This window comes from Allobosea sp. MMO-172 (assembly GCF_037147855.1).
Lineage (GTDB): Bacteria > Pseudomonadota > Alphaproteobacteria > Rhizobiales > Beijerinckiaceae > Allobosea.
Map to the genome: position 1 here is coordinate 139,374 of NZ_JBBCUM010000010.1, position 24,468 is coordinate 163,841.

25 protein-coding genes are annotated in these 24,468 nt (G+C 67.6%); 17 read left to right on the plus strand and 8 right to left on the minus strand.

Annotated elements, in window-relative coordinates; all coding sequences use genetic code 11:
• Nucleotides 1-27: 27 nt before the first annotated feature.
• The 11 genes from WFK61_RS16305 (at nt 28) to WFK61_RS16355 (ending at nt 11,447) form a co-directional block, all read left to right on the plus strand.
• Nucleotides 28-1,083, plus strand: a complete 1,056-nt coding sequence (locus tag WFK61_RS16305) for a patatin-like phospholipase family protein (protein ID WP_336813135.1) — start codon at nt 28-30, stop codon at nt 1,081-1,083.
• 65 nt (nt 1,084-1,148) lie between these two features.
• Nucleotides 1,149-2,207 (plus strand): AI-2E family transporter, encoded by a 1,059-nt coding sequence (locus WFK61_RS16310; protein ID WP_336813136.1) that lies wholly within the window; start codon nt 1,149-1,151, stop codon nt 2,205-2,207.
• A gap of 143 nt (nt 2,208-2,350) precedes the next feature.
• Nucleotides 2,351-2,845 carry a Na+/H+ antiporter subunit E gene (locus WFK61_RS16315; protein ID WP_336813137.1) on the plus strand — a complete coding sequence of 165 codons (495 nt, stop codon included), beginning with the start codon at nt 2,351-2,353 and terminating at the stop codon, nt 2,843-2,845.
• Nucleotides 2,838-3,125 (plus strand): MrpF/PhaF family protein, encoded by a 288-nt coding sequence (locus WFK61_RS16320; protein WP_336813138.1) that lies wholly within the window; start codon nt 2,838-2,840, stop codon nt 3,123-3,125. Before WFK61_RS16315 ends, WFK61_RS16320 begins: the two co-directional genes overlap by 8 nt.
• Nucleotides 3,122-3,415: a monovalent cation/H(+) antiporter subunit G gene (locus WFK61_RS16325; RefSeq protein WP_336813139.1), complete on the plus strand. Its 294-nt coding sequence runs from the start codon at nt 3,122-3,124 to the stop codon at nt 3,413-3,415. Before WFK61_RS16320 ends, WFK61_RS16325 begins: the two co-directional genes overlap by 4 nt.
• Nucleotides 3,412-4,344, plus strand: a complete 933-nt coding sequence (locus WFK61_RS16330) for a hydrogenase subunit MbhD domain-containing protein (RefSeq protein WP_336813140.1) — start codon at nt 3,412-3,414, stop codon at nt 4,342-4,344. The genes WFK61_RS16325 and WFK61_RS16330 overlap by 4 nt, the downstream gene beginning before the upstream one ends.
• Nucleotides 4,341-4,646 (plus strand): NADH-quinone oxidoreductase subunit K, encoded by a 306-nt coding sequence (locus WFK61_RS16335; RefSeq protein ID WP_310094338.1) that lies wholly within the window; start codon nt 4,341-4,343, stop codon nt 4,644-4,646. The genes WFK61_RS16330 and WFK61_RS16335 overlap by 4 nt, the downstream gene beginning before the upstream one ends.
• A complete protein-coding gene (locus WFK61_RS16340) occupies nt 4,643-6,163 on the plus strand; it encodes a complex I subunit 5 family protein (protein ID WP_336813141.1) in 1,521 nt (506 codons plus the stop codon). Before WFK61_RS16335 ends, WFK61_RS16340 begins: the two co-directional genes overlap by 4 nt.
• Nucleotides 6,163-7,794, plus strand: coding sequence for a complex I subunit 5 family protein (locus tag WFK61_RS16345; RefSeq protein ID WP_336813142.1), 1,632 nt, complete (start codon nt 6,163-6,165; stop codon nt 7,792-7,794). The genes WFK61_RS16340 and WFK61_RS16345 overlap by 1 nt, the downstream gene beginning before the upstream one ends.
• A gap of 18 nt (nt 7,795-7,812) precedes the next feature.
• Nucleotides 7,813-9,612, plus strand: coding sequence for an SLC13 family permease (locus WFK61_RS16350; protein ID WP_336813143.1), 1,800 nt, complete (start codon nt 7,813-7,815; stop codon nt 9,610-9,612).
• A 113-nt stretch (nt 9,613-9,725) separates the two neighbouring features.
• A complete protein-coding gene (locus tag WFK61_RS16355) occupies nt 9,726-11,447 on the plus strand; it encodes an alpha/beta hydrolase (protein WP_336813144.1) in 1,722 nt (573 codons plus the stop codon).
• Between the two features lie 13 nt (nt 11,448-11,460).
• Here the strand turns inward: WFK61_RS16355 and WFK61_RS16360 are convergent, their stop codons facing one another.
• The 8 genes from WFK61_RS16360 to WFK61_RS16395 form a co-directional block, all read right to left on the minus strand.
• Nucleotides 11,461-12,165 (minus strand): esterase/lipase family protein, encoded by a 705-nt coding sequence (locus tag WFK61_RS16360; RefSeq protein ID WP_336813145.1) that lies wholly within the window; start codon nt 12,163-12,165, stop codon nt 11,461-11,463.
• Nucleotides 12,162-12,995 (minus strand): ABC transporter permease, encoded by an 834-nt coding sequence (locus WFK61_RS16365; RefSeq protein ID WP_336813146.1) that lies wholly within the window; start codon nt 12,993-12,995, stop codon nt 12,162-12,164. Before WFK61_RS16365 ends, WFK61_RS16360 begins: the two co-directional genes overlap by 4 nt.
• Entirely contained in the window at nt 12,992-13,948 is a 957-nt protein-coding gene (locus WFK61_RS16370) for an ABC transporter permease (protein WP_336813147.1), read from the minus strand. Before WFK61_RS16370 ends, WFK61_RS16365 begins: the two co-directional genes overlap by 4 nt.
• Before the next feature lie 9 nt (nt 13,949-13,957).
• On the minus strand, nt 13,958-15,490 hold the full coding sequence (locus WFK61_RS16375; protein ID WP_336813148.1) for an ABC transporter substrate-binding protein: 1,533 nt from the start codon (nt 15,488-15,490) through the stop codon (nt 13,958-13,960).
• A gap of 99 nt (nt 15,491-15,589) precedes the next feature.
• On the minus strand, nt 15,590-16,045 hold the full coding sequence (gene nikR / locus WFK61_RS16380) for a nickel-responsive transcriptional regulator NikR (protein ID WP_336813149.1): 456 nt from the start codon (nt 16,043-16,045) through the stop codon (nt 15,590-15,592).
• Nucleotides 16,046-16,122: 77 nt separating this feature from the next.
• Nucleotides 16,123-16,818 (minus strand): urease accessory protein UreF, encoded by a 696-nt coding sequence (locus WFK61_RS16385; RefSeq protein WP_336813150.1) that lies wholly within the window; start codon nt 16,816-16,818, stop codon nt 16,123-16,125.
• Between the two features lie 3 nt (nt 16,819-16,821).
• Complete coding sequence (gene ureG / locus WFK61_RS16390; RefSeq protein WP_336813151.1) at nt 16,822-17,472, minus strand: urease accessory protein UreG; 651 nt, start codon at nt 17,470-17,472, stop codon at nt 16,822-16,824.
• A gap of 60 nt (nt 17,473-17,532) precedes the next feature.
• On the minus strand, nt 17,533-18,132 hold the full coding sequence (locus WFK61_RS16395) for an urease accessory protein UreE (protein ID WP_336813152.1): 600 nt from the start codon (nt 18,130-18,132) through the stop codon (nt 17,533-17,535).
• Between the two features lie 339 nt (nt 18,133-18,471).
• Between WFK61_RS16395 and WFK61_RS16400 the strand changes: the two genes are divergently transcribed.
• From WFK61_RS16400 to WFK61_RS16425, 6 genes are all read left to right on the plus strand, one after another.
• Entirely contained in the window at nt 18,472-19,365 is an 894-nt protein-coding gene (locus WFK61_RS16400; RefSeq protein ID WP_336813153.1) for an urease accessory protein UreD, read from the plus strand.
• 29 nt (nt 19,366-19,394) lie between these two features.
• Entirely contained in the window at nt 19,395-19,697 is a 303-nt protein-coding gene (ureA, locus tag WFK61_RS16405) for an urease subunit gamma (RefSeq protein ID WP_336813154.1), read from the plus strand.
• A 9-nt stretch (nt 19,698-19,706) separates the two neighbouring features.
• Nucleotides 19,707-20,018, plus strand: a complete 312-nt coding sequence (locus WFK61_RS16410; RefSeq protein ID WP_336813155.1) for an urease subunit beta — start codon at nt 19,707-19,709, stop codon at nt 20,016-20,018.
• A gap of 1 nt (nt 20,019) precedes the next feature.
• Nucleotides 20,020-21,723 carry an urease subunit alpha gene (ureC, locus tag WFK61_RS16415; RefSeq protein ID WP_336813156.1) on the plus strand — a complete coding sequence of 568 codons (1,704 nt, stop codon included), beginning with the start codon at nt 20,020-20,022 and terminating at the stop codon, nt 21,721-21,723.
• A gap of 149 nt (nt 21,724-21,872) precedes the next feature.
• The gene (locus WFK61_RS16420) at nt 21,873-22,925 is read left to right on the plus strand and encodes an urea transporter (protein WP_336813157.1); all 1,053 of its coding nucleotides are present in this window, start codon (nt 21,873-21,875) and stop codon (nt 22,923-22,925) included.
• 65 nt (nt 22,926-22,990) lie between these two features.
• The gene (locus tag WFK61_RS16425; protein ID WP_336813158.1) at nt 22,991-24,436 is read left to right on the plus strand and encodes a GntP family permease; all 1,446 of its coding nucleotides are present in this window, start codon (nt 22,991-22,993) and stop codon (nt 24,434-24,436) included.
• Nucleotides 24,437-24,468 lie beyond the last annotated feature (32 nt).

The following is a 24,468-nucleotide window of genomic DNA, read 5'->3' on the forward strand; positions in this document are numbered from 1 at the left end:
GGCTTTGCCCACGAGAGAGGTATTCCGGTGAGCAAGACGCCTTCCGCCTCCAGCCGCGGCAGCGACGCGCGCGCTCCGCTGAACATCGATCTCGCTCTCCAGGGCGGCGGTGCGCATGGTGCCTATACCTGGGGCGTGCTGAGCCGGATTCTCGAAGAGGACTGGCTGACGATCGAGGCGATCTCGGGTACCTCGGCCGGCGCCATGAATGCCGCCGTGCTGGCCTCCGGCTATGCGCTCGGCGGGCGTGAAGGCGCCCGCGAGGCACTGGACCGCTACTGGCGCAAGGTGTCCGAGGCGGCCCGCTTCAGCCCGTTCCAGCGCTCGCCGCTCGATGTGCTGCTCGGCCGCTGGACGCTCGACACCTCGCCGCTCTTCGTGGCGATGGACATGATGTCCCGCGTCGTCTCGCCCTACACCCTCAACCCGTCGGGTGCGAACCCGCTGACGGACATCCTCGCCGAGGCGATCGATTACGACGCCATCGCGAGGGGGCCGATCAAGCTCTTCATTTCCGCGACGAATGTCCGGACGGGGCGCAACCGCATCTTTCGGAACGGCGAGATCACGCCGGAGGTGCTGCTGGCTTCGGCCTGCCTGCCGACCCTGTTCCAGGCGGTCGAGATCGATGGCGAGAGCTATTGGGACGGCGGCTATTCCGGCAACCCGACGATGACCCCACTGATCGAAGAGAGCACGGCCAGCGACACGATTCTCGTCCAGATCAACCCGGTCGAGCGGCCGGGCACGCCGCGCAATGCGCGGGACATCCTGAACCGTCTCAACGAGGTCTCCTTCAACGCGGTGCTGCTGAAGGAACTGCGGATGATGGCGCTCCTGCAGCGCGAGGCGCTCTCCGGCACGGGTGAAGGCGCGCGCTGGGCGCGCATGCGCCTCCACCGCATCACCAGCGACGCCATGATCGAACTCGGCTATTCCTCGAAGCTCAATGCCGAGTGGGAGTTCTTCACGATGCTCCATGACGAGGGCAGGCGCTCCGCCGAAGCCTTCTACCGGGCGCATCGCGACGAGATCGGCAAACAGTCGACGCTCGATCTCGACGAATTCACCAAGGGGGTCTGACGGGTGCCTGCGCTGAAGAGATACGCCGCCGCGACGCGGCCTCATGCCCGGAGCTGGACCAGCCTATGACGAGCGCCAAGACCTCCCAGGCCGCACAGGTCATCGTTGCGCTTGTCCTGTTCGTGGCCGCGCTCTCGATCGCGAGCTCGGTTTTCGCGCCGGTCGCCTTCGCGCTGTTCATCATCGCGCTGGTCTGGCCGCTGCAGAAGGCCTTGCAGGGCCTGCTGCCGCGCCTGCTGGCGCTGGCGCTGAGCCTGTCCGTGATGGTCGTCGCCTTCTTCGCCTTCGGCTCGCTGATCGTCTGGGCCTTCGGCCGGGTCGGCCGCTGGATCGTCAGCGATGCCGCGCGCTTCCAGGCCTTCTACGAGCAGATCACGCTCTGGCTCGAAGGGCATGGCATCGCGGTCGCGGCGCTGTGGTCGGAGAATTTCAGCTCGGCCTGGGTGCTGCGTGCCGTCCAGACCGTGAGCGGCCGGCTGAACAGCACGATGAGCTTCTGGCTGGTGGTGCTGGTCTATGTGCTGCTCGGCCTGCTCGAGGTCGAGGATTTCGGCCGCAGGCTCAAGGTGATGCGCAACCGCGACATGGCCGAACTGATCCTGCGCGGCAGCATCGCGACGGCCGCCAAGATCCGCCGCTACATGCTGGTCCGCACCGCGATGAGCGTCATCACCGGCCTGCTGGTCTGGGTCTTCGCCAGGACCGTCGGCCTGCCATTGGCCGAGGAATGGGGCTTCATCGCCTTCCTGCTGAACTATGTCCCCTTCATGGGCCCGCTCGTCGCCACCGTCTTCCCGACCTTGTTCGCGATGACGCAGTTCGGCTCCTGGCAGGCGGTCATCGCGGTCTTCGCCTGCCTGAACCTGATCCAGTTCATCGTCGGCAGCTATATCGAGCCGCGGGTCGCCGGCAGCGCGCTCTCGATCTCGCCGCCGATCGTCCTGTTCTCGGTCTTCTTCTGGAGCTATCTCTGGGGCGTGTTCGGCGCCTTCATCGGCGTTCCCATCACGATCGCCCTCATCACCTTCTGCGCCCTGCACCCGTCGAGCCGCTGGCTGGCGGAGATGATCGGCGCGGTGCCGAAGGAGACAAGCGCCACGGCTGGTTCCGGCGCGGCGGCCTGACCGGCTGCCTCCGGGGAGAATGGGACGTGGCGCACAGCGGTGAGACGCCCGGCTGATGCTGCCTGTTCGGGCGGTGGCTACCCTGCGCCGCAGCGTTGGCAGGCATCGACCGGAGGCGGGCGGAAGCGATGGATGGGGCGGCCGTGGCCGATGACAGGCGGTTTCCGGCGCTCCTCGTCCGGGGGCTGTGCCTTCTGGCGCTCTGGGCGGTCCTGATGGGGCCTGCGCTGAAGGACCTGCCCGTCGGCATCGCCGCAAGCGCCGCCGGGGTTTGGGTCAGCACGGTGCTCTGGCCGGTTGGCGGCGGGCTTTCTCTCGGCGGCCTGATCCGCTTTATCCTGCGCTTCCTGCCGCAATCCGTCGTTGCCGGCGTCGATGTGGCGCGTCGCGCCTTTGCGCGCGATCCCGACCTCCGCCCGGGTTTTGCCACCTGCCGCTCGATCGTTCCCGGTGGCCTGTCGCGCGATTCCGCCTGTGCCGTGATGAGCCTTCAGCCGGGCAAGCTGCCCGTTGCCGTCGCAGCCGATGGAACGCTGCTGGTCCATTGCCTCGACCTGCGTGAGCCGATTGCGGAGCAGGTCGCAGCCGATGAGGCGGCCTTCTGCCGGATATTCCAGGCGGAGTGGCGCGATGGCTGACATCCTGGCCGCGGCCGCGTTTCTCGTCCTGGCGATCACGGTCTTTGCGCTGCTGCGCGTGCTCCGCTCGCGCGTCCTGGTTGAGCGCATGATGGCGCTGCAGCTGCTCGGGACCGGCGGCACGGCGGTGCTCCTGCTGCTGGGAGCTGCTTCCGGCTCTTCCGCCGTGATCGATGTCGCGCTGCTGCTTGCGCTGTTCGCCGCCTTTGCCTGCGTGGCCTTCGCGCTCGGCATGGCCGAGCCGGCCGCCGATCCCGATCCGGCGAAGGAGCAGCCATGAATGGCCTTGCCGACATCGCCACCATCGTTCTGGTGAGCGCGGGCACGCTGCTCTTCGTGGCCGGTGCGCTCGGCCTGCTGCGTTTCCCCGATACGTTGAGCCGGCTGCATGCGATCAGCAAGGCCGACAATCTCGGGCTCGGGCTGATCGTGCTTGGTCTCCTGCCGCAGATGGCGAGCATCGCGGACGGCCTGAAGTTGCTCTGCATCTGGCTCTTGGCGCAGCTTTCGGCGGCGACGGCGAGCCAGTTGCTCGCGCGCGCCGTCCATCGCGGCAGAGCCGAGCGATGATGCCGCTCTTCGATGGCGCGCTCGTCGCCGGCCTGCTAGCGCTCGCGATCCATGTCGTGAGGGAGCCGGACGAGCGCAGCGCGATCATCGCCTTCCTCGCCTTCGGGCTGCTGCTCGGGCTGGTCTGGGTCCGGCTCGCGGCCCCCGATGTCGCCTTGACCGAAATCGCCATCGGCGGAGGCGGGACGGGCATCCTGCTGCTGCGGGCCGAAGCCGCCATCCGTGGCCGCGGCAAGCACGAGGAGCCGGTGACGCGCGTCGGCAAGCTCGCGATCGCCGCCGGCTGCGCCGCCATTGCCGCCGGGCTCGGCCTCGCCGTTCTGAGCTTCGCGTCGCCTGCCCCGACGCTCGCGCCGTTGGCGGCGGAGGGGCTTCCCGCGACCGGGCTGGGCAACCCCGTCACGGCCGTGCTGCTGGCCTATCGCGCGCTCGATACGCTGCTGGAGAAGATCGTCGTGCTGCTCGCGCTGATCGGCGTCTGGTCGCTGGCGTCCGATGATGCCTGGGGCGGCGCACCGGCGATGAAGCCTGCCGATGTTCCCGAGCCGCTCGCCTATCTCGCGCGCATCCTGCCGCCCTTCGGCATGGTGATCGGCGTCTACATGTTCTGGGTCGGGGCCGATGCGCCGGGCGGCACCTTCCAGGCCGGCACCGTGCTGGCGGCGATGTGGCTGCTGGTGATGCTGGCGGGCCTGCGCGCTCCGCCTCAGACGGCGGGCCTGTCGCTGCGGCTCGCGCTTGCGGGCGGGCCGGTCCTCTTCCTGGTGATCGCCTGTCTCGGCTTCGCCTTCGCCGATGCCTTCCTCGCCTATCCGAAGGCGCTGGCGAAGCCGCTGATCCTGGCGATCGAGGCGGCCCTGACCCTCTCCGTCGCGGCGGCGCTGGCCATGCTGGTCGCCGGCCCCGCCCGGAAGGCGCCGGCGCAATGACGGCGCTGCTGCAACCCGGTGTCCTGTTCGGCCTGTGCGGTGCCGCGCTCGTCGGCATCGGCCTCTTCGCCGTCGTCACCTCGCCCGGCCTGCTCAGGCGGATCGTCGGCTGCAACATCCTTGGCGCTGGCATCTTCCTCGTCTTCGGCGCGGTCGCGCGGCGTGGCGCCGGGGCCGGGTTCGAGGCTGATCCGGTGCCCCAGGCGCTGGTGATCACCGGCATCGTCGTCGCCTTCTCGGCGAGCGCGCTGGCAGTCGCCCTGCTGAAGCGGCTCGCCGAGCCGCGGAGCGACGACGCGTGAGCGCGACCCTCCACGCCACCACGCCGGGCGGCTTCCTGCTGGTCCTGGCCGTGATGCTGCCGGTCTGCGCCGTGCTGGCGATCCTCGCCTGCGGCCCGCGCAGCACGGTGCGGATCGCGCTGGCGACGCTTGCGGCCGGGCTCGCCGTCGCTGTCGCTATCGTCGTCGAGCTTATCTCAAGCAGCGCGGCCCTGACCTATGTCGTCGGCGGCTGGCGCCCGCCGCTGGGGATCGCGCTGCGGGCGGACGGCCTCTCGGGCGCGATGCTGGTCATGACGGCGCTCGTCGTCGTCGCGGTCGGGCTGTTCGCGCATGTCCAGTACGGGTTGCGCGACCATGCAGGCAGCGAACGTGCGCAGACGACCTTCTGGCTGATGCTGCTCGCGCTCTGGAGCGCGCTGAACATCGTCTTCGTCGGCGAGGACCTGTTCAACCTCTATGTCGCGCTGGAGCTCCTGACCTTCGCCGCAGTGCCGCTGGTCTGCCTCGACGGCCGGACCGAGACCGTCAACGCGGCGCTGCGCTATCTGCTGTTCGCGCTCCTCGGCTCGCTGCTCTATCTGCTCGGCGTCGGGTTGATCTACGGCCAGTACGGCACGCTCGACCTGCTGGCGCTGTCGCGCCTGAGCCGGCCCGACCCGGCGCTGTCGGTCGCGTTGGCGCTGATGATCGTCGGGTTACTGGCCAAGGCGGCACTGTTCCCCTTGCATCTCTGGCTGCCGCCCGCCCATGCCGGTGCGCCGGCACAGGCCAGCGCCGTGCTCTCGGCGCTGGTGATCAAGGCGCCGATCTTCCTGATTCTGCGGCTGGTGCTCGACGTCGCTCCAGGGCAGATGGCGCTGCTCGCCGGTCAACTGCTCGCGGTGCTCGGCGCGGCCTCGATCCTGTTCTGCAGTGTCATGGCGCTCCGGCAGGCACGATTGAAGCTGATGATCGCCTATTCGACGGTCGCGCAGATCGGCTATCTCTTCATCGTCTTCCCGCTCGCGTCCGGCGGCGCCGGCGCGCCGCCATGGGAGACGCTCGCCTGGACCGGTGGCGCGCTTCAATTGATCTCGCACGCGCTCGCCAAATCCGCGATGTTCCTGGCGGCGGGCATCGTCATCAAGGTCTATGGTCATGACCGCATCGCCGATCTCGGGGGCTTCGGCCGGGTGCTGCCGATCAGCGCGGCGGCTTTCGGGTTGGCCGGATTGTCGCTGATGGGCGTTCCGCCGAGCGGAGGCTTCGTCGCGAAATGCCTGCTCCTGACCGCGGCCGTGATCGAGGGCTACCCCTGGCTCGCGGTGACGATCCTGCTCGGCGGGCTCCTTGCCGGCGGCTATGTCTTCCGCGTCATCAATCAGGCGCTCGCGGTCCCGGCCGGCCTGCTTCCGTCTCGCGGTGCCGTGCCACGGCGGCTCGAATTGACGGCGCTTGCGCTCGCGGTTGCGGCCGTGCTGCTCGGCTTCGTGCCGCTGCGCCCCTTCGGCTTCCTGCAGATCGGCCGCAGCGGCCTGGCGATGGCGGGGTTGTGATGAGCGCGCCCGCCATCCTCCTTGCCGCCGTACCGCTGGTGCCGCTCGGGCTGGCGCTCTGCTGCCTGTCGTCCTGGTTCCGGGCGCGCGCCCTGGCTCTGCTGGTCCTCGCCCCCTTGCCGGCGCTTGCGGCCGCAATCCTCGTGCCGAAGGGCGGCTTCGCGATCTTCCCACCGCCCTTCCGCCTGACGCTGGTGCTCGACACGCCCGGCGCGATCCTGCTCGCGGGCGCGGCTTTGCTGTGGAGCGCGGCCGGCGCCTACGCCGCCTCGCTCATGGCTCGCGATGCCGGCAGGCAGCGTTTCGCGGTCTGGTGGCTCCTGACGCTGACGGGCAGCCTCGGCCTCTTCGTCGTCGGTGACGTCGTCAATTTCTACCTGCTCTTCACGCTGGCAAGTCTCGCCGCCTACGGCCTGATCATCCATGAGCAGAGCCCGCCGGCATACCGGGCCGGCGTGATCTACGTTGCGCTCGCGCTTGCGGCCGAGGCGCTGCTGCTGATCGCGCTCGTGATGCTGGCGGCCGGCCATCCCGATGCCAATCCGCCGATCCGCAATGTCGTCGCGGAGCTCTCCGCCTCGCCGATGCGTGATGGCATCGTCGCCCTGTTCATTCTCGGCTTCGCGCTGAAGATGGGGCTGGTGCCGCTGCATGTCTGGCTGCCGCTGGCGCATCCGGCCGCGCCGACGCCGGCCTCGGCGGCGCTGAGCGGCGTGTTGGTCAAGGCCGGCGTGATCGGCCTGATCCGCTTCCTGCCCTTCGAGGCCGGGGTGCCGTTCTGGGGCAGCGTCCTGATCGGGGCTGGCGTGATCACCGCCTATTACGGCGTACTTGTCGGCGTCACCCAGAAGCGCGCGAAGACGGTCCTCGCCTATTCGACCGTGAGCCAGATGGGCTTGCTGGCGGTGCTGCTCGGCGTCGGCCTCGCGACGGCCGATCCCGAGGCGGTCAATCTGGCGGCCTATTACGCCGTCCATCACACGCTGGTGAAGGGCGCGCTTTTCCTTGGCGTCGGCATCCTCGCGGCGACCGGGGGGCGACGCTTCCGGCTGGTGTTCCTGCTGATGACCGTGCTTGCGCTGAGCCTCGGCGGCATGCCTCTGACCAGCGGCGCACTGGCCAAGCTCGCGACCAAGCCGCTGCTCGGCTATGGCTGGCTGGCCTCGGCGATGACGCTGGCCGGAGCGGGCAGCACCCTGCTGATGGTGCATCTCCTGCTGCTTCTGCGCGATTATGCGGACGAGGACGCCACGGCCTCGCCGCCGCTCGGGCAATTCGTGCCCTGGCTGGTCGTGGCGGCCGCCTCGCTCATCATTCCCTGGTCGCTCTATCCGGCTGTTGCAGGAGAGCCCGTGACCGCTCTGGTCGCGCCGGACGCGCTCTGGAAAGTAACCTGGCCGATGCTGCTCGGTGCGGCGGCGATGCTGCTGGTCCGGCGCTGGCCCGGTCGCCTCGGCCTGATTCCGGAAGGGGATATCGTCGTGCTGGCGCAGGCGGGGCAGCCGCTCATGCGCGGCCTGTCGGACCGGATCGGGGAGATCGACACCCACCTTAGGCGCTGGCCGGCGGCAGGGCTTGGGCTGATCGCCCTTGCCATTCTGCTCGGCGGGGCTTTGATGCTCCGGGCCTGACGAAGCCCGAGACCCGCCATGACGCCGATAGCAAGCACTGCCCTCGTCATTGTCATCACGATCGTGCTGTTCTGCTGGAACAGGCTGCCGGTCATCGTCGTCGCGATGGGGGCTGCGCTGGCGCTCTGGGCGACGGGCGTGGTCACACTCGACCAGGCCTTCGCCGGTTTCAGCGACCGTGCGACGCTCTTCGTCGCCAGCCTCTTCATCGTCAGCGCCGCCCTGGAACGGACCGGCATCACTGCCTGGGCCGGCCAGTACCTGATCGCCAGGGCCGGCAGCAACGGGCTGACGCGCCTGCTGGTCATCATGACGGCGGCGGCCGGCTCGCTCAGCGCGCTCATCACCGGCAGCGGCGCGATCGCGGCATTGATGCCTGTGGCGGTAATGGCGGCGGTGCGGCTGCGCCAGTCGCCCTCGCAGCTCCTGATGCCGCTCGCCTTTGCCTCCCATGCCGGCTCCAACCTGTTGCTGACGGGCGCGCCGAAGAACATCCTCGTCTCCGAAGCGCTGGAGGATGCCGGCCTGAAGGGCTTCGCCTTCGCGGAGTTCGCCCTTGTCGGCTTGCCGCTGCTGGCGGGCACGATCGTGATCATCCTGCTGCTGGGCAAGCGGCTCTTGCCGCAGCAGAGCAGCGCGCGGCTGCCGGCCGATTTCAGCCAGCACGCCCAGACGCTGGTCGAGCACTATGGTTTGCGCGACGGCATCTTCAGGCTGCGCGTACGCCCGAGCTGCAGCTATATCGGCGTCGCGCCCGCTGCCGTGGATCTCGGGATGGAGGGGCGGCTCAGCCTCGTCGTGGTGCAGGCCGGGGAAACCGGGACGCCGTCGCGCGCGCCTGCGATCACCGAGGGCGACTACCTGCTGGTGCGCGGCGATGCCGAGACCGTCGCCCGCTTCGCGGCGGAAAAGCACCTCGCCCTGCGCGGCGAGGGCGAGCAGGAAGGGCTCCTGAGCAAGCGCTCGGGCCTCGCCGAGGTGGTGATTCCGCCGCGCTCGGCGCTGATTGGCCGCGCCCTGTTCCCGGGCATGGTGACCGATAGCGGCGATCTCGTCGTCCTTGCCGTTCAGCGGGCGGGAGCCGATATCGAGCCGGGCGAGAACCTGCGCGCCGGCGACACCTTGCTGCTCGAAGGCAGCTGGGAGGCGCTCGATCTGCATCTCGACGATCCCGACGTGCTCGTCGTCAATTCGCCGGACCTCGTCCGGCGCCAGGCGGTTCCGATGGGTGCGGGGGCGGGCGTCACGCTGGCCGTGCTGGGCTGCCTCGTCGCGATGCTGGCGACGGGGATCGTGCCGCCGGCCGTCGCGGGGCTGCTCAGCGCCGGAGCTCTCCTCCTCGCCCGCATCATGACGCCGGAGCAGGCCTATCGCGCGATCAACTGGACGACGGTGATCCTGATCGCGGCGATGATGCCGCTTTCGACCGCGATGGTGCAGTCCGGCGCGGCCAAGATCGTGGCCGGCCATCTCGTGACCTTGACGGGCGAGGCGGGGCCGCTCGTCTTCCTCGCCGGCCTCTTCGTTCTCACCGCGGCCCTTGGCCAGGTGATGAGCAACACCGCGACGACGATGCTGGTCATCCCCATCGCCATGGCTGCCGCCGAGGGATTGGGCGTCTCGCCGCGCCCGGTGTTGATGAGCCTGTGCGTGGCGGGTGCGGCCGCGTTCCTGACGCCGATCGCGACCGCAACCAACATGATGGTGATGGGCCCGGGCGGCTACAGCTTCAACAGCTACTGGAAGCTCGGGTTGCCATTGATGCTCTGGTTCTTCGTCATGTCCGTTTTCTACGTTCCGATGGTCTGGAGCTTCTGAATGTCGCCTCGTGCTTGCCGGGCCCTCGCCCGAACCCGCTTCACCGGCCGAAGCTGTCTCCCGGAACCTACGCGCTGCGTGAGCGGCGGGCAGGGCGGACGGCAGGTGCGATCATGAATTTCGGTACGAGAGCCCTTCTGCTGCCGCTGCGCTGGAGCCGTGGCCTGTCCGGCATCGGCCTGGCGCTGGGCACCTTCCTGTTCGCGGCCTCGCTCACGCCCACGCTCGTGCCGCGCACGGCTCTGATCCAGGGCGTCCTGGGCGGTGTCTGCTTTGCCGCAGGCTACGGTTTCGGCACGGCCTGGCGCTGGCTCTGGACCTATCTGGAGATGCCCGCGCCCAACGAGCGGCTGCGCCGCATCGTCAATATCGTCGTCGCGGGCATCTGTCTGCTGGTCGCTGGCATCTTCCTCGCGAATGCGGCGGAATGGCAGAACTCCATCCGCCGCGTGATGTCGATGGAGCCGATCGAGAGCGCCCATCCGTTCAAGGTCAGCCTGATCGCGCTCGTCACCTTCGCGGTGCTGCTGACCTTGGCGCGCCTGTTCAGGCTGATGGCCCTCTTCCTGGCGCGCCGGCCGCTGGGCTTCATGCCGCGTCGCGTCGCGCTCGTGGCCGGCCTCGCGATCACGACGGTTCTGGTCTGGTCGCTCGCCAACGGCTTCCTGGTGCGTGTCGGCTTCCGCGTGCTGGATTCCTCCTTCCGCGAACGCGACGCCCTGATCGAACCGGCCAGTCCGCAGCCGACGGACCCGCTTCAATCCGGCAGCCAGGCCTCGCTGGTGAAGTGGCGGGAACTGGGGCGCGCGGGCCGCGAGTTCGTGGCGGCGCGCCCGAGCGCGGCCGAGATCACCGCCCTGTCGGGCCGGCCGGCGATGCAGCCGATCCGCACCTATGTCGGGCTGCGTGCGGCCGGCACGGCGCAGGCGCGCGCGCGGCTGGCGCTGGAGGAGTTGAAGCGCTCGGGCGCCTTCGACCGGAAGATCCTGGTCGTGATCACGCCGACCGGCACCGGTTGGGTCGATCCCTCGGCGATCAGCCCGATCGAGCATCTCGGCGATGGCGATGTCGCCAGCGTCGCGCTGCAATATTCCTATCTCTCGAGCCCGCTCTCGCTGCTGGCCCAGCCGGAATACGGCTCGGAGGCGGCACGCGCGCTGTTCAGCGAGGTCTATGGCTACTGGACGCGTCTGCCCAAGGAGAGCCGGCCACGGCTCTACCTGCACGGCCTGAGCCTCGGCTCGATGAATTCGGAGCGATCGATCGAACTGCTCGAACTGATCGGCGATCCGATCGACGGCGCCGTCTGGAGCGGCCCGCCCTTCGGCAACCGCTTCTGGCGCGACATCACCGACCGGCGCAACGAGGGTTCGCCGGCCTGGCTGCCGGAATACCGGGAGGGCCGCGCCGTCCGCTTCATGAACCAGAACGGGCCGACCGTTCCGCCTGCGACGCCCTGGGGCGTGATGCGGATCGTCTATCTCCAGTATGCCAGCGACGCGGTGACCTTCTTCGACCGCCGCAGCTTCTTCCGGAAGCCTGCCTGGCTCGAGCCGACGCGCGGCCCCGACGTCTCGCCGCAGTTCCGCTGGTACCCGGTCGTGACCGGCCTGCAGCTTCTCGTCGACATGGCCTTCGCGACGCGGACACCGATGGGTTACGGGCATGTCTATGCGCCCCAGCATTACGTCGAAGCCTGGGTCGCGGTGGCCGGGGCAGGGAACTGGTCGCCGGAGGCGCAGGCCGCGTTGAAGCGCCATCTCTGGGATCAGGCCCAGCGCGGCAGCGATGATCGCGATGGTGACGAGGGCGCCTACGACAATCGCGGCGGCTGATGAGAGGACATCTTCAGGAGCGGGCGACCCGCTCCTGAAGATAGGCCGCGACATCCCGGGTGAGCTCGGACAGCGTCAGGCCGTGGTTGAAACGCCCGGTGCGGATGAAGGTCACGACCTGCGCGACGACCAGCGGATTGTTCATCATGAAGGTGTGCGTCACGGGCAGGGTGACATGGTCCATCATGCCTTCCAGCTTCGTGCTCTCGACTGACACCTTGCCGTCGTTCGGCCCCGAGAAGAACGGCGACAGGATCGGGTTGAGCGAGAGACTGCCCGCGATGATGCCGAGCTCGTAATCGGCGTTCGGCAGAGAGTTGGGCAAGCTGTCCGGTGCGGTGCCGAGTTGCAGGCCGGCGGGCCCATTGATCAGTTCGAAGCCCGGCAGGCGGCCGAGCCCGTCGACCAGTTCGGAGCCGTGGTTGGGCGGAGCCAGCATCACCACGCGCCCGAGATTGGCCGGCCGCTGCCGCTTGAGCCAGGCCCGCAGCAGGATGCCGCCCATCGAATGCGTGACGAAATGGACCGGCGCGTCGCCGCAGCCGCCGACCGCGTTCCCGACATGGTCGAGCAGGTCCTCGACTGCGCATGTCGTCGAGTCGTATGTCTCGTTGACGACGTTGTAGCCGAGGGTCGCGAGGGTCTTCTCGATCAGCAGGAGCGATGCCTTGCTGCGCGCCAGGCCGTGAAGAATGACGACGGTTTCGGCTTGGCTCATGATCGGGCTTCGGTGGCGGGCGTCCCCTGATTGTAGGCCGCCGGCATCTCCCGAATCCAGCGGCTGCGGGCGATCATCAGTGCGAATAGCGTGATCGCGAACAGGTAGATGCCCGGCATGATGGCGAGCCAGGGCGCCCGCGAAAAATAAGGCCGGGCTTCCGCGATCATCGCGCCCCATTCCGGAGTGGGCGGCTGGACCCCGATGCCGAGGAAGCCGAGCGCGGCGATATTCAGGATGTTGTGCCCGAACTGGAGGGCGATCAGCCCGGAGAAGACCGGCAGCAGATGCGGCAGCACATGGCGCCGCAGGACATAGAGTCGTCCGCCGCCCGCGACGCGCGCCGCGGTCACGAACTCGCGCTCCCGCAGCGAGAAGGCGGTGGCGCGGGCGATGCGGGCATATTTGACCCAACCGGTCAGCGACAGGGCGAGGATCAGCGACAGCTCCCCGCCGCCGAGATGGGTCGCGAGGATGAGCGCGATGACGATCTGGGGCAGGGAGGTCAGCACGTCCATGACGAAGGTCAGCGCCCGGTCGGCCGGTCCGGCGAACTCGGCGGCGAGCATGCCGATGCTGACGCCGATGGCGAAGGACAGGGCGACGATCGTCAGCGACAGGCCGAAATCGAGCAGGAAGCCATGGGCGATCCGGGCCAGCACGTCGCGCCCGAGATGGTCGGTACCGAGGAGGAAATCGGACCCGGGCGCGCGCAGGCTGTTGCGCAGCGAGGTTTCGACCGGGTCGAACATCAGCCCATATGCGATCGAGAACGCGAACAGAGCGGCGATCGCGAGAAGGAGCCAGTCGCCCCGGCGCAGAGCGATCATGGCGCGGTCCGTTTCAGGCGGATGCGCGGATCGACGCGGGCGAGGATGAGATCGGCCGCGAGATTGGCGGCGGCCACGGCGAGAGCGATCACGCCGATCGCGCCGAGAAAGGCCGGGCCGTCATGGCTGTCGAGCGCGTCGGTGAGATAGGCGCCGAGGCCGGGGATCGAGAACAGCCTCTCCACGATGACGACGCCACCGATCAGGAAGGCGAATTGCAGCGCGAGATAGGGGATCAGCGGAATGAGCGCGTTCGGCAGCGCGTGGGTGAGAAGGATATCGCGGTCGCCGAGTCCCTTGGCGCGCGCCGTCGTGATGTGTTGCGCACCGAGCGCCTCGTTCAGCGTGTCGTCGAGCAGGATGGCGTTGAAGCCGAACTGCCCGAGCGCCAGCACGGCAACCGGCAGCACGACATGCGCCCAGCTGTCGAAGCCGCTGACCGGCAGCCAGTCGAGCCGGAGCGAGAACAGGATGATCAGGACGACGCCCAGAAAGAACGAGGGCAGCGCGATCGAGCCGACGGCGAGGAGTTCGAAACCGCGCGCGGCAGCGCGCGTTGGAAAGGAGCGCTTGAGCGTGACCGTGGCGAAGGTTAGGGCGAGGGAGGCAAGCGTCGCCAGCAAGGCGATGAGCCCGGTCGCCGACAGCCGCCAACCGAGTTCGAGCGTGACCGGCCGCCCGGTTCGGATCGAATTGCCGAGGTCGCCGGTCAGCGCGCCGGCAAGCCAGCGGCCATATTGCACGATCAACGGCGCATTGAGCCCGAACCGATCGGCGATGGCCGCGACATCCTGCTGCGAGACGGTCGCCGTCTGATCCTGCAGGAAGACGCGGGTCAGGATCACCTGCGCCGGCTCGCCGGGGACGAGCCGCAGCAGCACATAGGTCAGGAAGGTCGCGGCGAGCACCGTCGCGATGGCGAGCGCGAGCCTTTGCAGGACGTAAGCCCCCATCGCGGCGTCTCAGCGCGCGAGCGTCATCTGCGGATCGAGCATGTAGTCATGGGCGATCGGATTGAAGCTGTAATTGGTGATGCCCGGCCGCATCGCGACGTTGACCCCGTAATGGGCGATGGTCAGGCAGGGCTCCTCCTCGGCGGCGATGCGCTGGACGAGGTCATAGGCCGCCTTGCGCTCGGCCTCGTCCCGCGTCGTGATCGCCACGGCGAGCGCCGCGTCGATCTTCGGGTTGGCATAGCCCCAGGTATTGGTGGCTCCAGCCGAGTGATAGGTCTGGCGCAGGTAGAAATCCGGATGCGGATACATCGCCGAAGCCAGGGCCGCGAGCCGGGCGTCGCCGGGCTTCATCTCCTTGGCGATGGCGGAGAAGGTCGTGACCTTGATCTCGACGGGCACGCCGAGCTTGCGCAATTGCGCCTGGAGGGCACCGGCGATCGGCACGAGGCCGGGCCGCTGCGCATAGGTATAGAGCGTGAAGCCGAGCGGTTTGCCGTCCTTCGTCATGACGCCGCCGGGGCCGGGCGCATAGCCGGCCTCTGTCAGCAGCTTGCGGGCCGCGGCGAGGTCTGTCTTCGGAGCAGCGATGGACTTGTCGGCGAAAGCCATGGTGCCGGGGAAGGCGCCGATGCCGGCGCGGCCCATGCCGAACAGCACATATTGCGCGATCTCGTCGCGGTCGATGGCGAGCGACAGAGCCTTGCGCACGCGGATATCGGCGAAGGGCGTGTCCTTCAGACTGCCGAAATTCAGAACATAGTTGCGCGCCGTCACGTTGCGCGAGACGGTGAAACCCTTGCCCGCCAGCGTGTCGAGGTCGCCATAGGGCACCTCCGAGGTGAAATCGACGCTGCCCTTCTGCAGTTCGAGCGAGCGCGTCGTCGGGTCGGGGATGCCCCGGAAGGTGATGGCGGGGATCGAGGGCTTCTCGCCCCAGTAGCCGTCGAAACGCTCGACCGTGAAGCTCTGTGCTGCCGGCTGCCAGGCCGTGACCTTGAACGGGCCCGTTCCGATCGGCCGCTCGATCGTGCCGTCCGCCATCTTCGGCGAGGCCGGGGAGACGATCGCCGCACTCGCATAGACCAGCGCGGCCGGCAGCGCCGGGAAGGGCTCGGAGGTGGTGATTTCGAGGGTCTGGTCGTCGCGCGCGGCGAGGCTCGCGATCTTGGTATAGCTGCGGGCCGTCCCGCTGCGCTGGAGCGCGTTGGTCAGGCTTGCGGCGGCGGCCTGTGCCGTCAGCGGCGAGCCGTCATGGAACGTGATGCCGGGACGCAAGGTGAAAGCCCAGACGGTGTCGCTGTCGCGCTTCCAGGAGGTGGCGAGTCCCGGTGCCAGCGTGAAGTCGGGCTTTCCGGTCACCAGCGTCTCGGTGACCATGGCCTTTTCCTTCATCAGCGTGCCGTCCTGGGTCGGATCCAGCGTGGGGATCTCCCAGATCTCGGCGACGCGAAGCGGAGACGGCCGATCCTGCGCACTGAGATGAACCGGCGAAACCAGGCCGAGGGCGATCGCGAGCGAAGCAAAAAGGAGCCGGGCCATGGTTACTCGCAGTATGATGTTTTTATAAAAACATCATACTGTCGTAGCGGCGCGATGGCAAATGCTGGTTATGCCGAAAATGACGCCAGTTACGGCGCTTCAGTGGTCGTGCTCATGTCCGTGCGAATGCGCATGGCCATGGTCGTGCGGGCGATCAGGTGCGCCCGGCAGGAGGTGCAACTGCCCGTGGCGGACGCCGCGCTGGCTGATCACCCCGTCGGCGAAGGCGCGCACATCTCCGGTCGAGCCGCGCAGAACCGCGACCTCCAGGCATTCGTGCCGGTCGAGATGGACATGCAGCGTCGCGATGGAGAGGTCGTGGTGGTCGTGCTGCTGGTTGGTCAATCGGCGCGCGAGGTCGCGCGTCTCGTGATCATAGACATAGGCGAGCGTCGCGAAGCAGGGCGCGTCGGGGTCGGCCTGCTGCTCGGTGCGGGCAGCCTTGCGCAGGATGTCCCGGATCGCTTCGGAGCGGCTGCCATAGCCTTGCGCCGTGCTGAGCGCATCGACGAATGCCAGAAGCTCGGCATCGATGGTGATCGTGACCCGTTCCACCTTGTTTCCCGCTCCCGGCGCATCCTGTCCGTCGCAGGATAGGTCGGCCCGGCGGGAATTGCGAGGCTGGGCGCCGGTCACGACTGAAACAGGCGGCTGTACTGCGTCTCGTGCCAGGCGCTCGCCATGGCCAGCGCAGGGGCAAGGTTGCCGACCTCGTCGTCGCCAAGCGAGCGGGCGCGGGCGGCCGCCTCCTCGATGGCGGTGGCGGCTTCGATCAGCAGGCGCTGCCCGGCCGTGTGTCCGAGCGGGACGAGCTTGATCGCGGCGGTCACCTGCCCCTCGACATAGACCCAGAGGAAGCCCTTCAGCGCGGCTTCCGGCGCGATGCGCCAGTGATGGCCGGCAAGCGCGAAGGCAGCGGCATAGGTCAGGGCCTGTCCCTGCTCCTCACGCGCGGCAGGGACGTCGAGATCGGCGAGGAGCCGCAGCAGCGCCTCGCCCTGCCGCCTGTCCTCGCGCTGGAACTCGCGGCTTTCGCGCCCAGCGGCGAGCCAGGCATTGATGGCATGGAAGCGCTCCCGGTCGCCCATCTCCAGCGCCGTTGCCATGCGCCAGAACAGGGCGCCGTCGAGCTGCGCGACATTGGCGCGCAGCGTGCCGAGGATCCAGTCGCGCGCTGCCGCCTCGTCGGTGACCCAGCCGGCATGGACGGCGGCTTCGAGCCCGCGCGAATAGGAGAACCCGCCCACCGGCAGGCCCTGGCTGACCAGGCGCAGCAGATGGAGCGGGAGCGCGTCCCGGCCGCTATCGGCAGCTGGATCGTCCTGCATGCGTCAGGCCTCGGCCGGGCTCGCCTCTTGGCGCTGGCTGGCCTGCAGCCCGCCATGCTCGACGATGAAATCGACGACGGCGTCGAGCCCCTTGCCGCGCGAGAGATCGGTGAAGCCGAACGGGCGCTTGCCGCGCATGCGGGCGGCATCGGCCTGCATCACCTCGATATCGACGTTCACATAGGGGGCGAGGTCGCTCTTGTTGATGATGAGGAAGTCCGAGCGGGTGATGCCGGGGCCGCCCTTGCGGGGGATTTCCTCGCCCTGGCAGACGGAGATGACATAGAGCGTGAGATCGGCGAGATCGGGGGAGAAGGTCGCCGCCAGATTGTCGCCGCCGGACTCGATGAAGACGATGTCGAGATCGGGGATCTTGCGGTTGATCTCGGCGATGGCCTGCAGGTTGATCGAGGCATCCTCGCGGATCGCGGTATGCGGGCAGCCGCCGGTCTCGACGCCGACGATGCGCTCCTCCGGCAGCGCCTGAAGGCGCGCAAGGATCATCGCGTCTTCCTTGGTGTAGATGTCGTTGGTGATGACGGCGATGGAATAGTCGTCGCGCATCGCCTTGCAGAGTTTTTCCGTGAGCGTCGTCTTGCCGGAGCCGACGGGGCCGCCGATGCCGACGCGGAGAGGGCCGTTCTTCGAGGTCATGAGCGCAAAGCCCTTGCAGGATGGAGGCCGCTGGCGGCGCAAGGCGCCGCAGCGCCGGGATCAGTCATGGTGATGGTGGTGCTTCCCATGGGCGTGGGAATGCGTGTGATGGTCGTGATCGTGATGATGGTCGTGGCCATGGTCGTGATGGTGCCCATGATCGTGGTGGTGATCATGACCATGATGGTGATCCGCGTCGCCGTGCGAATGGCTGTGGCCATGGCCGGAATAGGCGCCGCGCACCGGGTTGAACGGCGCCACGATCTCCTCGACCTCGGCGCCGAGGCCGTGCAGCATCGCCTTGATGACATGGTCGCGCAGGATCAGGATGCGATCCGTTGCGATGGCCGCGGCCAGATGGCGGTTGCCGATATGCCAGGCGAGTTCGGTGAGATGGAGCGGGTCGCGCGCCCGCACGGCGTAAAGCGGCTCGTCGGCGGCCGCGATCTCGATGACGCCGCCGCCTTCGATCGCGAGCGCATCGCCCGCGGCTAGAACGACCGTTTCCGGGAGATCGACCAGAATCTTGCGGCCATCGCTGGCCTCGATCATGCGCCGGCGCAGATGGCGCTCGTCATGCTGGAGCACGGCTCGTCCGAGCACCGGCCCGGCAGGGGAGGAGGTTTCCGTTGCCCGCCTGACGGCGATCGCTTTCAACATGCTGCACTCCGTTTCGGTCGGGGCCGGTTCGTCCATCCTCCGGTGATCCCGGTGGGTGAGCGGTGTCAAGCTCTGACAATGAAATAATTTCGAGAGATGGCGCAATTGGTATTGTATTTCCAGTATCCATCTCACTGTTATTTGAGAGTTTAGACGAAACTCCTATGATTTGATTTGAGATAAATTGTATAGAGCCTGGGACGCGCGGCACAGGCATGGCTTTTCCGCTTCCCCTATAAGTCTTTCTGTTTGCTGCCCTCTCGGGTGCGTGCTACGGATTTCCTCTCATTCTGGGCTGGATCGGCGTGGATTTGAAGCGGTTTGACTGAAGAGCGGTCCATGAACGCAATCGTGCCCATTGCAGCTTCCGAGGCCGGCCAGTCGATCCCGCTGACGCGCGCCCAATATGCGGCGCAATCGAGTTCCTGGCTGGCAGAACTGGAACTCTGGTTCGCGCTGAGCGCCGGCAAGACCCGGCTCGTCCGCCGGCGTCATCTCGGTCCGCTCGTCGTCCAGCGCCCGTTCCATCCGGAGAAGGATGGCACCTGCCATGTCTACCTGCTGCACCCGCCGGGCGGGGTCGCTGGCGGAGACCGGCTTGATCTGCGCTTCCATGTCGAGGCCGGTGCGCGGGCGCTGCTGACGACGCCGGGCGCGACGAAATTCTACCGCAGCGAGTACAGTGCCGGCACGCAGTCGACGCAGGTCGATGTCGGGGCAGGCGCCGTCTGCGAATACCTGCCGCAGGAAACCATCGTCTTCGACGGTGGCGACGCACGGATGGAGACGCGCGTCTCGCTTGCGCCGGAAGCCACCTATGTCGGCTGGGACTTCCTGTGCCTCGGGCGCCCGGCGGCCGGCGAGCGCTTCGAGACGGGCCGGCTCAGCCAGCGCATCGAGATCAGGCGCGGGGGCAAGCCGATCTGGTTCGAGCGCCTCGAGCTCCATGGCAATTCTCCCTTGATGAAGGCGCCCTTCGCGTTGGCCGGCGAGCCGACCTGGGGCACGATGATCTATGCCGGCGCGGTCTCCGAGGATGCGGCGGAGCAGGTGCGGGCCGCGATCGGCGAGAGCGCGGTCTTCTCCGTCAGCCAGCTCGATGACGTCGTGGTCTGCCGCTATCTCGGGCCACGGGTCGGAGACGGCAAGGCGTTGTTCGCGAGGGCATGGAATGTGCTTCGGACGCTGGGGCAAGGCAAGCCGGCCGATACGCCCCGCATCTGGGCAACCTGAGACGATCGATAGGCAAGGAGGGGAACGCGATGGAGCTGCTTCCGCGTGAGAAAGACAAGCTTCTGCTCTTTACCGCCGCGCTGCTGGCGGAACGGCGGAAGGCCCGAGGCGTCAAGCTGAACTACCCGGAATCCGTCGCCTATATCTCGGCGGCGATCCTGGAGGGCGCGCGCGACGGGCGCACCGTGGCGGACCTGATGTCCTATGGCGCGACCCTGCTGACGCGCGACGACGTCATGGACGGCGTCCCGGAGATGATCCACGACGTGCAGGTCGAAGCCACCTTCCCGGACGGGACCAAGCTGGTCACCGTCCACAGCCCGATCCCGTGAGGTGCTGACATGATCCCGGGTGAATTCTTCGTCGAGGACGGCGAGATCGAGCTCAACGCCGGACGCGAGCGGCAGACGATCGACGTCGCCAATTCCGGTGACCGGCCGATCCAGGTCGGCTCCCACTATCATTTCTACGAGACCAACACGGCGCTGCATTTCGACCGCGAGAAGGCTCGCGGCTTCCGGCTCGATATTCCCGCCGGCACGGCGGTGCGCTTCGAGCCCGGCCAGTCACGGACCGTCCGGCTCGTCGCTCTCGGGGGCGACCGGGTCGTCTACGGTTTCAACGCCAAGATCATGGGAAAGCTGGAGAGCTGAGATGGCGCGCATCACCCGTGAAAACTACGCGTCCCTCTATGGGCCGACCAAGGGCGACCGGATCCGCCTCGCCGATACCGAGCTCGTGATCGAGATCGAGGAGGACCGCACCGTCTATGGCGAGGAGGTCAGCTTCGGTGGTGGCAAGGTCATCCGCGACGGCATGGGCCAGGGCCAGCGCAACGCCGCCGAGGTCGCGGACCTCGTCTTCACCAACGTGGTCATTCTCGACCACTGGGGCATCGTTAAGGCGGATGTCGGCGTCAAGGACGGGCGGATCAGCGCGATCGGCAAGGCCGGCAATCCCGACATCCAGCCGGGCGTCGACATCGTCATCGGCCCCGGCACCGACGTCATTGCCGGCGAAGGCAAGATCCTGACTGCCGGCGGCATCGACACTCACATCCATTTCATCGCGCCGCAGCAGGCCGAGGAAGCGCTCACCAGCGGCACGACCACGCTGGTCGGCGGCGGCACCGGCCCCTCGGTCGGCACGCTCGCCACCACCGTCACGCCCGGCCCCTGGTACATCCACCGCATGCTCGAGGCGATCGAGGAGCTGCCGATCAATGTCGGCCTGCTCGGCAAGGGCAATGCGAGCCTGCCCGAGCCGCTGCGCGAGCAGGTGCGGGCCGGCGTCATCGGCCTCAAGCTGCATGAGGACTGGGGCACGACTCCGGCGGCGATCGACAACTGCCTTACCGTCGCCGACGAGATGGATATCCAGGTCGCGCTGCATTCCGACACGTTGAACGAGAGCGGCTTCGTTGCGGACACCTTCGCGGCGATGAAGGGGCGTGCCATCCACTCCTTCCATACGGAAGGCGCGGGCGGCGGCCACGCCCCGGACATCATCACCGCGGCGGGGCAGGAGAACATCCTGCCGTCCTCGACCAATCCGACCCGGCCCTACACGATCAACACGATCGACGAACATCTCGACATGCTGATGGTGTGCCACCACCTCAGCCCGCAGATTCCGGAGGACGTCGCCTTCGCCGAGTCGCGCATCCGCAAGGAGACGATCGCGGCGGAGGACATCCTCCACGATCTCGGCGCCTTCTCGATGATGTCGTCGGATTCGCAGGCGATGGGGCGCATCGGCGAGACGACGCTGCGTTGCTGGCAGACCGCGCACAAGATGAAGGTCCAGCGCGGCCCGCTGCCGGAAGACAGCGAGCGCAACGATAATTTCCGCTGCAAGCGCTATGTCGCGAAATACACGATCAATCCGGCGATCACCCATGGCTTTGCCCATGAGATAGGGTCGGTCGAGGTCGGCAAGCGCGCCGATCTGGTGCTCTGGAAATCGGCCTTCTTCGGCGTCAAGCCGTCGCTGGTGCTGCTCGGCGGCATGATCGCGACCGCGCCTATGGGCGATCCCAATGCCTCGATCTCGACGCCGCAGCCGGTGCATTACCGGCCGATGTATGCGGTCCTCGGCCGGGCGCGGGGCAAGACCGGCGTCACCTTCGTCTCGCAGGTGGCCTTCGACGACAAGATCGGCGACAAGCTGCAATTGCAGAAGCAGCTGGTGGCGGTGAAGGGCACGCGCGGCGTCCGCAAGAAGGACATGATCCACAACACGCTGACGCCGAAGATCGAGGTCGATCCCCAGAACTATCGGGTGCGGATCGATGGCGAGCTGATCACCTGCGAGCCCGCGAGTTCTCTGCCGATGGCGCAGCGCTACTTCCTGTTCTGAGGAAGAAGCGGCCGGCATGGCACTGCGCCATGCCGGCCGCGACCGGCCTCGGGACGTCTGCTCCGGGGTCGTGCATAGAAGCGCCCGGACCGATCGGATTCATGATCGGCCGGGCATGCGACCGGGCTTGTCGGGGGAGGGGCGTTCGCATGGATACGAGACAGCTTGAAGGGAACGCCGTCGCGGCTTTCGCCATCCATGTGCTGCGCGGCATCGGGCAGGTGGTGTTCCAGAACAACCCCGTGTCCGGGCTGATCATCCTCGGCGCGCTCTTCTTCAATTCCTGGATCTATGGCGCGATCTGCCTGCTGGGCGCGGTCGTCTCGACCCTGACTGCGCGGCTGCTCGATGCCGACAAGGGTTTGATCGCGGACGGTCTGTTCGGCTTCAACGGTGCGCTGGTCGGGCTCGCGCTCGTCGCCTTCACCAGCGCAAATTTCCGCACCGGCGCCGTGCCGTCCTTCCCGATGTTCGTCTACATCCTGTTCGCTGCGGCCATGACCAGCGTGGTCTTCTCGGCCATAGGTGCCTTGCTCCAGCCCCACAAGGTCGCGGCGCTGACGGCACCCTTCGTCCTCGTGGGCTGGCTCTTCCTCTTCGCGGTGCTGAAATTCGCGAATATCGAGGCCGGCCCGCTGGCCAAACCGGTCTCGCCGGATCAATACGCCCAGGCGGCGGTCTATATCCTGCCGACCTGGTATATGGGGATCGGCAATGCGATCGGGCAGATCTTCTTCCAGGACAACTGGATTGCCGGATACCTGATCGTGCTCGGCATTGCCGTGAACTCGCGCATCAGCGCCGCGATGGCGCTCATCGGGGCGGGGTTGGCCGCTGCGACCGCCGCCGTCTTCGGTGGTCCGGAAGGCGCGATCCGCGACGGGCTGTTCGGCTACAACGCCGCGCTGACCGCGATGGCGCTCGGCGGCTTCTTCCTCGTCCTGACCTGGCGCAGCTTCCTCTACACGCTGTTCGGCATCGTCGTGACGACCTGGCTCTGGGCTTCCATAGCGATCTTCCTGAAGCCGATCGGCATGCCCGTGCTGACCTCGACCTTCGTGCTCGTGACCTGGCTGATGCTGATCGGAGCGCAGGGCTTCAAGGCCCTGATCCCGGTCCTGCCGCCTGACGCGACCACGCCGGAGGATAACCGGCGACGCTATTTCTCCGGCCCGGGCGCGACCGCCGGGCCGGCGCATTGATCATCGCGATTTCAGCCGCGCCGCCTTGCCGGCGCGAAGCTTGTTTTTGAGAAGGAGTTTTGGCTGTGGGACTGATTGGCATTCTTGTCGCCCTGGCATTACTGATGTGGCTCGCCTATCGCGGGTGGAGCATCCTGATGGTCGCCCCGATCGCCGGCCTTGCCGCGGCGATCCTGGCTGGCGAACCCGTCCTCGCGCATTGGACGCAGACCTTCATGCCGGGCGCTGCCCGCTTCGTGGCGCAATGGTTCCCGATCTTCCTGCTCGGCGGCCTGTTCGGGAAGCTGATGGACGATAGCGGCTCGATCGCCTCGATCGCCAGATACCTGACGGAGCGCCTGGGAACGAAGCGGACCATCCTCTCTGTCGTGCTCGCCTCGGCCATCGTCACCTATGGCGGCGTCAGCGTCTTCGTCGCCTTCTTCGTGCTCGTCCCGATGGCGCAGCAGATGTTCAAGGCGGCCGACATTCCCCGCCGTTTGATGCCGGCCACCATCGGCCTCGGCGCCTTCACCTTCACGATGACGGCGCTGCCGGGCACGCCCTCGGTCAATAACGCGATCCCGATGCCGTATTTCGGCACGACCACCTTCGCCGCCCCCGGCATCGGCATTGTCGCCTCCCTGATCACGCTGGCCTTCGGCCTGTGGTGGCTCGCCCGCGCCGAAGCGAAGGCCCGCGCTGCGGGTGAGGGCTTCGGGGCGGTCTCCGAGGAGCCGGCCGTGATCGACGAGAAGCTGCGTGAGAAGGCAACGGTCGCTGGCGAGTTCGACCCCGCCGAGCTCGATCACGGCAAGCGCGCGGAAGACCATCCGCCCTTCGTGCTGGCGGCTCTTCCGTTGGTCGTCGTCATCGTCGTGAACTTCCTGATGGCGCTCGTCGTGCTGCCGCGGATGAATTTCGCCTTCCTCGCCGAGCCCGCCTGGGGCAGCACCTCGATCAACACGATCGGCGGCGTCTGGTCGGTGATGCTGGCGCTGGCGGCCGCTAACCTGACGGTCATCGCGGTGAATTTCCGCCGCATGCCCAATATCCGCGAGAGCCTCGATGCGGGCGCCAATTCCGCGGCGCTGCCGATGCTGACGATCGCGAGCCTGGTCGGTTTCGGCGCGATTATCGCGTCCCTCCCGGCCTTCAATATGGTTCGCGACGCGGTCATCGGGCTTCCGGGCGGGCCGCTGATCTCGCTGACGGTGGCGATGAACACGCTTGCCGCGCTGACCGGCACGGCCTCGGGCGGCTCGGCGATCGCGCTCGCCGCGCTCGGCGATCACTTCCTCAAGCTTGCCGCCATCTATGGCGTCGATCCCGCGCTGATGCACCGCATCACCGTGATCAGCGCCGGCACGCTCGACGCGCTGCCGCATAACGGCACCGTGCTGATGCTGCTGCAGATCAGCAAGCTGACCCATGCCGAGAGCTACAAGGACATGGTCATGACCGTGATCGTCGGCGTGGTGATCTCGCTGGTGGCCGTTCTGATCCTCGGCTCGGTCGTCGGCTCGTTCTAGGCGTATAGTTCGCCTGTTGATGAGCGATCTGC